Annotated in this window: 9 protein-coding genes; 4 read left to right on the forward strand and 5 right to left on the reverse strand. The window is 62.5% G+C overall.

Annotated features, from left to right (window positions below):
- Window positions 1-147 precede the first annotated feature (147 nt).
- The 3 genes from ACK59Z_RS17085 to ACK59Z_RS17095 all read right to left on the reverse strand — a co-directional run bounded on the left by ACK59Z_RS17085 (window position 148) and on the right by ACK59Z_RS17095 (window position 5,567).
- Window positions 148-1,920 (reverse strand): protein-disulfide reductase DsbD, encoded by a 1,773-nt coding sequence (locus tag ACK59Z_RS17085; protein WP_409293505.1) that lies wholly within the window; start codon window positions 1,918-1,920, stop codon window positions 148-150.
- A gap of 186 nt (window positions 1,921-2,106) precedes the next feature.
- A complete protein-coding gene (locus tag ACK59Z_RS17090; RefSeq protein ID WP_409293506.1) occupies window positions 2,107-4,068 on the reverse strand; it encodes a methyl-accepting chemotaxis protein in 1,962 nt (653 codons plus the stop codon).
- Between the two features lie 143 nt (window positions 4,069-4,211).
- On the reverse strand, window positions 4,212-5,567 hold the full coding sequence (locus ACK59Z_RS17095) for a diguanylate cyclase (RefSeq protein WP_003255323.1): 1,356 nt from the start codon (window positions 5,565-5,567) through the stop codon (window positions 4,212-4,214).
- Window positions 5,568-5,815: 248 nt separating this feature from the next.
- On the opposite strand from ACK59Z_RS17095, the gene ACK59Z_RS17100 reads away from it, so the two are divergent.
- The 4 genes from ACK59Z_RS17100 (at window position 5,816) to speA (ending at window position 10,094) form a co-directional block, all read left to right on the forward strand.
- Window positions 5,816-6,883, forward strand: a complete 1,068-nt coding sequence (locus tag ACK59Z_RS17100; RefSeq protein WP_108192069.1) for a DUF2333 family protein — start codon at window positions 5,816-5,818, stop codon at window positions 6,881-6,883.
- A gap of 2 nt (window positions 6,884-6,885) precedes the next feature.
- The gene (locus ACK59Z_RS17105) at window positions 6,886-7,419 is read left to right on the forward strand and encodes an NUDIX hydrolase (protein ID WP_108192070.1); all 534 of its coding nucleotides are present in this window, start codon (window positions 6,886-6,888) and stop codon (window positions 7,417-7,419) included.
- A 239-nt stretch (window positions 7,420-7,658) separates the two neighbouring features.
- The gene (locus ACK59Z_RS17110; RefSeq protein ID WP_003255318.1) at window positions 7,659-8,030 is read left to right on the forward strand and encodes a translation initiation factor Sui1; all 372 of its coding nucleotides are present in this window, start codon (window positions 7,659-7,661) and stop codon (window positions 8,028-8,030) included.
- Between the two features lie 150 nt (window positions 8,031-8,180).
- On the forward strand, window positions 8,181-10,094 hold the full coding sequence (speA, locus tag ACK59Z_RS17115) for an arginine decarboxylase (RefSeq protein ID WP_012051088.1): 1,914 nt from the start codon (window positions 8,181-8,183) through the stop codon (window positions 10,092-10,094).
- A gap of 35 nt (window positions 10,095-10,129) precedes the next feature.
- Here the strand turns inward: speA and ACK59Z_RS17120 are convergent, their stop codons facing one another.
- Window positions 10,130-10,561 carry a hypothetical protein gene (locus ACK59Z_RS17120; RefSeq protein WP_003255316.1) on the reverse strand — a complete coding sequence of 144 codons (432 nt, stop codon included), beginning with the start codon at window positions 10,559-10,561 and terminating at the stop codon, window positions 10,130-10,132.
- Window positions 10,539-10,925 (reverse strand): polymorphic toxin type 44 domain-containing protein, encoded by a 387-nt coding sequence (locus tag ACK59Z_RS17125; protein ID WP_409293507.1) that lies wholly within the window; start codon window positions 10,923-10,925, stop codon window positions 10,539-10,541. The genes ACK59Z_RS17120 and ACK59Z_RS17125 overlap by 23 nt, the downstream gene beginning before the upstream one ends.
- Between the last annotated feature and the right edge of the window lie 134 nt (window positions 10,926-11,059).

Here is an 11,059-nt window from a genome sequence, read left to right on the forward strand (position 1 = left end):
ACACAGCGCGGCGAGTGTGCCGTAAAGCAACGGCAAGTGTCCAGTTCCCGGCAATAGCCAGCACGATGTCCGAGGTTCGCGCGAAGTATGTGACCGAATAATTAAATCCGGTCACTCATTTCAGGATTTTTCCCGGCTCGCGGGAAGTTATAGACCGACTTTGCCGCGCACGCGCGTCAGAATCTGCGCAAATTCACCGGCATTTATCTCGCCAATCACCCGATCAGCGGTAATTTCGCTGCCGTTCGCAGCAAAAAACAGCAGGGCGGGGGGGCCGAACAGCTGGTAGCGGTCGAGCAGCGTGCGTTGCTCGGCATTACTGTCGGTGATGTCGAAACGTAGCAGTTTGAAGCCGGCCAGCTGTGTTTGCACTTGCGGTGCATTGAGCACCTCATGCTCGATCACCTTGCAGCTGATGCACCAGTCGGCGTACCAGTCCAGCAGCACTGGCTGGCCGGCGGCCTGGGCCTGTGCCAGGGCTGCGTCCAGAGCATCAGGTGTGCTGATGGTCTGCCAGGCATCGGCTTTTGCTGTCGGGAGGCTGCCGCTGGCGGTCAGTGATGCACCCGGCAGTGGGCGCAGTGGGTCGCCCTGGCCAGTGAGTGCGCCGTACCAGCAAGCCAGCGCGTACACCAGCAAGGCCAGGCCGAGCAGTTGCGCCAGGCGCTGGGCCGCCGTCTTGACGACGAATTCCAGCGCGCCGAGGAACAGTGCCACACCCGCGGCGAGGAAACCGACCAGCAGCAAGGTCACAGGGCCTGGCAGTACACGGCTGAGCAAACCGATGGCCAGCCCCAGCAGCAGTACGCCAATGGCGTTTTTCACCGTGTTCATCCATGGGCCGCTTTTGGGCAGCCAGGCCGCGCCACCGGTGGCCACCAGCAGCAGTGGCGCACCCATACCCAAACCCAGGGTGAACAGCTTGAGCGCGCCACCCAGGGCATCGCCGCTGGCGCTGATATAGAGCAAGGCACCGGCCAGGGGGGCCGAGACACATGGAGAAACCAGCAAGCTGGAGAGTACACCGAGCACTGCTGCACCCAGCAGCGAGCCGCCGCGGGTGTGGTTGGCGACGTTGTTCAGGCGGTTGCTCAGGGCCTGGGGCAGCCTCAGTTCGAAGAGGCCGAACATGGCCAGGGCGAACACCACGAAAAACAGCGCGAAAGGTACCAGCACCCAGGCCGACTGCAGGCGCGCCTGCAGGTTCAGGCTTGCGCCGAACAGGCCCATCAGTGCGCCGAGCACCGCGAAGCTGGCGGCCATTGGCAGCACGTAGGCCAGCGACAGCGCCAGGCCGCGCACGCCACCAACCTGGCCGCGCAGCACCACACCGGAAAGGATCGGTAACATTGGCAGGACGCAGGGGGTGAAGGTCAGGCCGACCCCAGCGAGGAAGAACAGCAGCAGCGACTTCCAGTTCCAGCCGTGTTCGCGGGTGGCTGGCGTGTTTGCAACGCCCTCGCCATCGATACTCAGGCGTGCGGTTTCCGGCGGGTAGCACAGGCCCTTGTCGGCGCAACCCTGGTAGCCCACCAGCAGGGTGAAGGCGCGTGGGTCTTTGCGTGGCAACTCGATATCGAGCACGCCGTGGTACACCTCGACGTCGCCGAAGAATTCATCGTGCTTGGCCTCACCCTTGGGGATGTTCGGCGTGCCCAGGGTGATGTCGGCCGGTTCCGTGTGGAACTGGAAGCGGTGGCGGTAGAGGTAGTAGCCATCGGTGGCGACGAAGCGCAGCTTGATGGTTTGCGCATCGGCCTGGACCAGGTTGAGCTTGAAGGCCTCGTGTACCGGCAGAAAGTCGGCGTTGTTGGCCAGCGAAGCGGCGCCAAGGGTGGCGCTTGGGCGGTTGTCGAGCAGGCCTGCGGCGAAGGCAGGGCTGGCCAGCAGCAGGAACAGCATGAGAAACAGGCGACGCATGGCGGACTCGCGAGGTGGAACGTGCTCGGCATGATAACGGATGCGCAGGAATAATTGGCCCGAAACAAACGTAGGAGCGGGTTTACCCGCGAAGCGCCGCGCGCGCGCTCAATCTCCCAGGCGCAGCACTTGTCCCGTCAAACACCACCCAACTGCTACACCTGTCCTGGCGACCACCCCGCTGACTCAGACCCTGAACGCTCGCACGGCCCGGTTCAGCTCACCGCCCAGGCTCAGCAGCTGTTCGCCCTGTTCACGCCCCTCGCCAATGCGCTGCAGGTTGTCTTCACCCAACGCGTGAATCCGCTCGCTGTGGTCACGAATCTCGCTCACCGCGCCACTCTGCTGCGCCGTGACATCGGCAATCCGCACCGCCGTATCGGCAATGGTACGAATGGCACAGACAATCTCATCCAGTGCCCCATCCGCCGCCTGGGCTTGGTTGGCCGTGGCCTCGGCATGTTCCAGTTGCGCGCGCATCCCCGCCACCGAACTTCTGGCGGCCTGCTGCAAGCGGTCGATCAACGCCTGGATCTCGCCCGTAGCCCCCGTGGTGCGCTGGGCCAGCGAGCGTACCTCATCGGCGACCACGGCAAAGCCACGGCCCATCTCGCCGGCACGGGCCGCTTCGATCGCGGCATTCAGTGCCAGCAGGTTGGTCTGCTCGGCAATCGCGCGGATCACCGTCAGTACCCCGCCAATGGTGGCCGACTCTTCCGCCAATTGTTCGATCATGCGGGCGTTGCCTTGCACTTCATCGACCAGCTCACGCAAGCCCGACAGGCTTTGGCCGATTACCGCCTGGCCTTGTTCCACCGCACGCCCGGCATCGCGGCTGGCCTCGGCGGCTGCGCTGGCATCACCAGCCACTTGTTGAATGGTCGCTTCCAGCTCGCCCAAGGCATCGCGGATCTGCCCGGTATCGCCGGCCTGTCGCTCGGCGCCGCCGTGCAGCGCAGCGCTCATGCCGGCCAGGGCGTGGCTGCTGCCGGCCACCTGCTCGGCGTTATGGCGGATGGTGCCGACCAGCTCCACCAGGTACTGACGCAGGCGGTTGAGCGACTCCTGGATGTCGTGCAGTTCGCGGTTGGTCTTGCCCAGGGCGATGGCTTGGGCGAAGTCGCCCTCGGCCCAGCGTGACAGGGCCGGGGCCAGTCCGGTCAGGGTACCTGCCAGGCGCCGTTGCAGCGTGTCGATCAGTAGGGCGATCAGCAGGATCAGGCCGATCATGAGGCCTTGGATAATGCGCACCTCGGCAGCGATTTTCGCATGCTGGCCGCGCACTTCGGGTTCCAGCGCGGCGATGGCCTGTTGTACGGCTTCCAGGTGCTGGCCGGTGGTGGTGGCCAGCGCGACGCGGCGCTCGATCTGTTCGCGGGTGCGTTGCAGTTCGGCCGGGTAGCGGTTGAGCAGGCTTTGCAATTCACGCTTAAGGCCCACGGCAATGTCTTCCTGCTGGGCGCTGCTCTGGGATTCCAGGCCCATCATCGCAGCGAAGTCGTCGGCTCCGGATTCGGCCGTGCGGGTTACGCCGAGCAGTGGCAGGCCGTCGACCGTCTGGGCCTGGGCGCGGATCAGTTGCAGCTCGCGCTCCACCTCATCGGCCAGCTCCGGGCGGCCGCTGCTGACCAGCTTGTCGCGAGCCAATGACAGCCGCCCCAGGTGCAGGGTGGCGTCGAGCAAGGGCAGCAAGTAGCGATTGGCCTCGGCGTTGCCACTGTCGCGGGCATAGCTGGCCATTTGCTCGAAGTTCGCCCCCAGCTCCCGCTCGGCTTGCAGCAGCAGGGCTTGTGGGTCACCGGCCAGCTTACCGGCGGCCAGCAGTTCGTTGGCGGTGAAGGCCTGCAGGCTATCCAGGCTGGGGCGCAACTTCTCGGCCAGCTCTACGGGCCAGTCCGTCAGTGCGGCCTGCAACTGCTGGGTCGCCTCCATGGCGGCGGCCTGACGCAGGGCATCGCCGCTGCCCAGGTAGGCCTGGATATTGCGCGCCGTCTGGTTCTGGAACTGCTGAGACAGGCCCAGATAGCGCTCCATCAGCTGGTAGGGGCGCTCGAGGGCGCGCTGCGACCACCACAGGGTGGCGCCCAAGGCGATACACACGGTCACCAGCAACAGGGTGTTGAAATTGGTCAGCCACTTCAGGCGCATAGCCGCGAATTTCCTGCGCAGGTGAGAGGTAGGCGCCTGAAGTTATTGCGATTTTGTGACGGGGTGATGACGCCAGGGGCTTGGTGTCAGAAAAAAGTGGCACAGTGCCTCTATTGGTGTGGCTGGCACAGTGAGTGCGAATCTCAGGGCTCTACACGAACGACGCAATTACGCCCCGCATGCTTGGCCCGGTACAGCGCCTCGTCCGCTGCACTGGCCATGGTCAGTGCATCCAACCCCTCGTCCAGTTGCACCACCCCTGCACTGAAGGTGCACTGCAAATCGCGCGGCTGCGCCGGGTAGAGAATTTCGGCAAAGCGCCGGCGAATTTCGTCCAGCACCTTGTGTGCGGCGTCCAGCGCGGTATTGGGCATGACGATGGCAAACTCTTCGCCACCGTAGCGGCCAATGAAGTCGGTCTTGCGCAAGCGCTGCTTGAGGAATAGGGCAAGGCTCTTGATCACTCGGTCGCCCATGGGGTGGCCGTGGCGGTCGTTGATCTTCTTGAAGTGGTCGATGTCGAGCATGGCAAAGCTCAACGGCTGCTGCTCACGGCGGGCGCGGAAGCTGCAGTCTTCAAGCAGCTGCAGGATATGGGTGTGGTTGTACAGCCCGGTCAGGCTGTCGCGGACCATGCGTGCCTTCAAATGGCGGGCGCGGGCGGCGCGGTTGCGCACGGTAGTGATCAGGTGGCGTGAGCGAAACGGCTTGGTCAAAAAGTCATCACCGCCTTCGCTCATGGCATCCAGTTGCTTGTCCAGGTCGTCCTCGGCAGACAGGTAGATGATCGGCACGCTCACATAGCGGTCACTGTGGCGGATTACCTTGGCCAGCTCCGGGCCGGTGCAAGCCGGCATGTACAGGTCGAGGATGATCAGGTCGGGCTGGAAGTCGGCAAGCTCTGCCATCGTGCGGATCGGGTCGGTCAGGCTGCGGGTGAGCATGCCGGCGCCGGCCAGTACACGCTCGGTGTACAGGGCCTGGGTGCGCGAGTCGTCGATGATCAGCACGCGCAACGGGTCGTGCGGGGCGGTGTTGGTCAGCAGTTCGACCTTTTCCAGCAAGCTGGAAGCTTCCAGGCTGCCGGTGAGAAAGTCCTGACCACCGGCGCGTACTGCGGCAAGGCGGGTCGGGGTGTCGGCTTCGTGATGGCTGAAGAACAGCAACGGAATGGCGCGTGCCAGGCCCTGCTGCACTTGGGCGGCCAGCAGCAAGCCCAGGCCGGCGCCGGTGAAGTCGACATCCATGATGATGGCCGAAGGCGGGTACTCGCTGATCGAGGCGAGAAACGCCGCTGTGCTGGGCAACGCTTGCACCACCAGGCCAAAGAATTCCAGTTGCTGGGCCAGGCGCTGGGCACGCTCGTGGTCCTGCAGCAGGATGTACACCGGTTTGCGCACCGGCAGCAGCAGCGGGTCGAGCGGGTCGTCCTTGCGCAGGCCGTTACGCGTCAGCTGTTGGACGGGGCACTGCGGGCTCGGCTCGACTGCTTGGCTCATGTCCTGGCTACTTATAGGTTGGGATGTGCAGGGGCAATGATGGCTCTATGCTAGCAGCTCTTTTCACGTGCGTGAGTGCCCTGCGTCAACAAAGCGGGCAGAACGAATATTCAGTTGCTGACTGAATGGTCGCTTATGCGTACGGTGGTGTCTGCTTTATAGTGCAGCCATTCGGGCTTCCCGTGGCACGCTAGCGCAGGCCTGTGGTCAAAGCCCCTGAACCGTCGTGACTGATTAAGGACAAAGCCATGCTGGACTGGAAAAACCGCGAGGCCAAAGCCGAGCCCCGTGAGCGTGTCGACGGGCGCGGCGCTGCCGCCCGTAGCTACCTTGGCGGCCTTTGGAGCCGTGCCCTGGGGACCCTGATCGGGTTGTACCTGCTGGTGTGTATCGGCCTGGGCTGGTACTGGAGCCAGGAGCCTGCTCTGTTCCCGGTGCAGCAAAACGCCCAGGCCGCAGCCGAACGTGCTGGCCAGCAGATGGTGGTGGGCTATACCACCATCGAAACCCTCAAGTCCGTGGCCGGCACCTTGCTGAACAAGCCGGGCGGGTACATTTCCAACGACCGCTTCCCGCCAGGGCTGTGGATGGACAACATGCCAAGCTGGGAATATGGCGTGCTGGTCCAGGTCCGTGACCTGTCCCGTGCCCTGCGTAAAGACTTCGCCCGTTCGCAGTCGCAGTCCACCGAAGACGCCGACCTGGCCAAGGCCGAGCCACGCTTCAACTTCGACAACAAGAGCTGGATCCTGCCATCGAGCGAGTCGGAGTTCGAAGAGGGCATCAAGTCGCTGACCCGCTACCAGACCCGTCTGGCTGCCGGGGACAAGGGCGCTATCTTCTATACCCGCGCCGACAACCTGAACAACTGGCTGGGTGACGTGGCCACCCGCCTGGGCTCGCTGTCGCAGCGCCTGTCGGCCAGCGTTGGCCGGGTCAAGCTCAACACCACGCTGAAGACCGAGTCGGTCGTTGCCGGCCAGGCGCCGCAGGTGGATGAGGAGCTGGTGGAAACCCCATGGCTGCAGATCGACAACGTGTTCTATGAAGCCCGTGGCCAAGCCTGGGCGCTGTCGCACCTGCTGCGAGCCATCGAGGTGGACTTCGCCGACGTGCTGGCGAAGAAGAATGCCACCGTCAGCGTGCGTCAGATCATCCGTGAGCTGGAGGCCTCGCAAGAGCCGCTGTGGAGCCCAATGGTGCTCAACGGCAGTGGCTTCGGCATGTGGGCCAACCACTCGTTGGTCATGGCCAACTATATTTCCCGGGCCAACGCTGCGGTTATCGATCTGCGTCAGCTGCTGTCGCAGGGTTGATGATGGCTATCAGCCCAACCGAGGCCGCCCATCGGGCGGCTTCCGACCGCGAGCTGGTCACCTGGGTGGACGAAACCGACCAGGTACTGGGCGCCTTGCCCCGTGCCGAGTTGCGCGAGCGTGGCCTGATCGGTCGCTGCACGTTCATTCTGCTGTTCAACAGTGCCGGTGAATTGTGTGTACACCGGCGTACCCTGAGCAAGGCGCTGTACCCCGGGTATTGGGATGTGGCGGCGGGCGGCATGGTCACGGCCGGGGAAGCGTATGCCGAGTCGGCCGCGCGCGAGCTGGCCGAAGAGCTGGGCGTCGAGGGCGCCGAGCTGCGCTTTCACGAGCGGTTCTACTTCGACCAGCCGGATAACCGCTTGTGGTGTGCGGTGTATTCGGCGGTGTCGGATGCACCGTTGCGGTTGCAGCCGGAAGAGGTGATCGAGGCGCGCTTCATCGGTCTTGAACAGGCTGAGCAGGAAAGCCTGAGCAAGCCTTATTGCCCGGACTCGTTGGCGGCGTTGCAGCGCTACAAGGCCACTTTGTAGGCTCGGGTTTGCCCGCGAAATACCGGCCTAGACACCCGTTTCGCAGGGCAAGGGCTTTGCCCTTGTTCGCGGGTAAACCCGCTCCTACACAACCGGCGTTTTTATCGTTACACTGCGCGCCCTTTTCGGGCTGCCGCAATTCTTGCAGCAGTAGCGCCGCCCCTGCCAGAGTGGGGCTTCGCGGTCGGCCTCAACCCCAAGGCACGACCAGTTTTTGTCCTCAGCACCGAGGAACAAAAGTGGCCAAGAAAGCTTCTTCTTTTTCCGCCCTTGGCGGTCTCGTGTACTCCACCGACGCCGGTCGGCACTGCCCCGACTGTGGCCAGCCGGTGGACGCCTGCACCTGCAAGCAGCAAATCATCCCCGAAGGCGATGGCATTGCCCGCGTGCGCCGCGAAAGCAAAGGCCGTGGCGGCAAGACCGTGACCACTGTCACCGGCGTGCCGCTGCCGCCCGACCAGCTCAAGGAGCTGGCGACCACGCTCAAGCGCCGCTGCGGTACCGGCGGCGCCCTGAAGGACGGGGTTATCGAGATCCAGGGCGACCATGTCGAGCTGTTGATCGGCGAGCTGACCAAACAGGGTTTCAAGGCGAAAAAGTCCGGCGGCTGAGGCCATCGCACGATTTTTTGCCCAGCGCTTTCTAAACTCGTTCCCGTGGTCAGAGTCTATGCCTGAGCACGGATGAATCGTCATTTTCAGCTTTTACACTCGCCCCGCTGCCTGCGGGCAGTGTCTTCGACTTATTTATAGGGGACTTGAATGTCCGTAAGACGCACACGCAAAGACGATGGTAGCCAATGGACCGTGGCCGACAGCCGCAGTGTTTATGGTATCCGCCATTGGGGCGCTGGCTATTTCGCCATCAATGAAGCCGGGCGCGTCGAAGTACGCCCCAACGGCCCTCAAAGCGCTCCGATCGACCTGTTCGAACAGGTCGACGAACTGCGCCAGAGCGGCTTGTCGCTGCCCTTGCTGGTGCGCTTCCCTGACATTCTGCAGGACCGTGTGCGCCAGCTGACCGGTGCCTTCGACGCCAACATCGCGCGCCTGGAATACCAGAGCCAGTACACCGCGCTGTACCCGATCAAGGTCAACCAGCAGGAAGCGGTGGTGGAAAACATCATCGCCACGCAAAACGTTTCCATCGGCCTGGAAGCCGGCTCCAAACCCGAGTTGCTGGCAGTGCTGGCGCTGGCGCCGAAGGGCGGCACCATCGTCTGCAACGGCTACAAGGACCGTGAGTTCATTCGCCTGGCACTGATGGGTCAGAAGCTTGGCCACAATGTGTTCATCGTCATCGAGAAAGAGTCGGAAGTGGCCCTGGTGATCGAAGAGGCCGCCGAGCTCAAGGTGAAACCACAGGTTGGCCTGCGCGTTCGCCTGTCGTCGTTGGCCTCGAGCAAGTGGGCCGACACCGGTGGCGAGAAGTCCAAGTTCGGTTTGTCCGCCGCCCAGTTGCTTTCGGTGGTGCAGCGCTTCCGCGATGCGGGCCTGGATCAGGGCATCCGCCTGCTGCACTTCCACATGGGTTCGCAGATCGCCAACCTGGCCGACTACCAGCACGGTTTCAAGGAAGCCATCCGTTATTACGGCGAACTGCGTGCGCTGGGCCTGCCGGTCGACCACATCGACGTGGGTGGCGGCCTGGGTGTGGACTACGACGGCACTCACTCGCGCAATGCCAGCTCGATCAACTACGACATGGACGACTACGCCGGCGTGGTGGTGGGCATGCTCAAGGAGTTCTGCGACGCACAGGGCCTGCCGCACCCGCACATCTTCTCGGAGAGTGGCCGTTCGCTGACCGCGCACCACGCCATGCTGGTGATCCAGGTGACCGACGTCGAGAAACACAATGACGACGTACCGACCATCGATAACAAGGAAGCCCTGCCCGAGACCGTGCAGTGGCTGGTCGACCTGCTTGGCCCGACCGACATCGAGATGGTCACCGAGACCTACTGGCGCGCCACCCACTACATGGGTGATGTGGCCGCGCAGTACGCTGATGGCAAGATCAGCCTGGGCGAGAAAGCCTTGGCCGAGCAGTGCTATTTCGCCGTGTGCCGCCGTCTGCACAACTCGCTGAAAGCCCGCCAGCGCTCGCACCGCCAGGTGCTGGACGAGCTGAACGACAAGCTGGCCGACAAGTACATCTGCAACTTCTCGGTGTTCCAGAGCCTGCCAGACACCTGGGCCATCGGCCAGGTCCTGCCGATCATCCCGCTGCACCGCCTGGACGAAGAGCCGATGCGGCGTGCGGTATTGCAGGACCTGACTTGCGATTCCGACGGCAAGATCAACCAGTACGTTGACGAGCAGAGCATCGAAACCAGCATGCCGGTGCATGCGGTGAAGGAAGGCGAAGATTACCTGCTGGGCGTGTTCCTGGTGGGTGCCTACCAGGAAATCCTGGGTGACATGCACAACCTGTTCGGTGACACCGACTCGGTGAACATCTACCAGAATGCCGACGGCAGCGTGTACCACGCCGGTATCGAAACCCACGACACCATCGAAGACATGCTGCGCTACGTGCACCTGTCGCCGGAAGAGTTGATGACGCATTACCGCGACAAGGTCGCCAGCGCCAAGATCACTGCGCGTGAGCGGACCCAGTATCTGGATGCCTTGCGCCTGGGCTTGACCCGGTCTTCGTACCTGTCCTCCTGAAATGCAAAGGGGCCGTTGCGCGGCCCCTTTGACTATCACTCTCGGTGAGCCGTCGCGGTGAGTTCGATTGTAATGGGCAATACTGCGCCACCCTCTTCGAGAAGAGTGGTACTCGAATAGCTGTAGACCTGCTCCTCAGTCCGCGCCGTTATTTTCAGGCCCTCCACGTGCAGCACGGCGCCCGATTGGCGAGTGACCAGGAAAGGCGTCAGCCTTTCAAGGCCCTTCAAGACCCGATCATCGTGCTGTTGTTTTTCAGCCACAAAGTACAAGTAGGTCAGCGGCACTGTCGCCCCACCAGCATCGCTGAGCACCTCATAAATGGCACTCTGCTTGCCAATTGGAGTTTCAGAAACAATCTTGGTCAACACAGGCCTTGCATCTCTGGAGAAGATCCATAGGGTTTGACCGAGGATAAGCAGAAGCAGGCAAGCAATCAGCCATCTAATACCCGTATGATTTGGCATATTCGATCCCTTTTTTGATCCATTCCTGATCCTCGGGGTCGTCGTCATAAGGGGAGCTGCCCCACCATGATCCAAATGCTGAATTACTGGTCCCCGCGCGGCTCTGTGCCCATCCCGCCCCCCTCAACAGGAATTCCTCCGAAAGGCCAGCAGCAGTTCCAGTTGCACCATAATTGAAATTACCTAAAGCCTCATATTGCCTTCCCTGTTGCTTGTAATCCCACTCGCCTCGATTACGAACCTTCGAATAGAACCACGACACTAGAAAAGCACTGCCGCCATTTTTAAAGTAGTTACGCTCTTTGCTTGCAGCGTGCATGTTGCTAAGTACTGAGACACCTGATGGCGCGGGTGGAGGGTACATGATGGCTCCTTGCTCATAGGCCGTTGGTGTGAGCCCCCTCCATGGGTTCTGCCTTTATCGGCCTGAGGCTTGGAAGCAGTCAATCGAGCATATTTTTCATATTGTGTTTCCGGGCCCTGTGACCCACTTGCCCT

It is taken from the genome of Pseudomonas sp. KCJK9058 (assembly GCF_046230975.1).
In the GTDB taxonomy this organism is placed as follows: Bacteria; Pseudomonadota; Gammaproteobacteria; order Pseudomonadales; family Pseudomonadaceae; genus Aquipseudomonas; species Aquipseudomonas alloputida.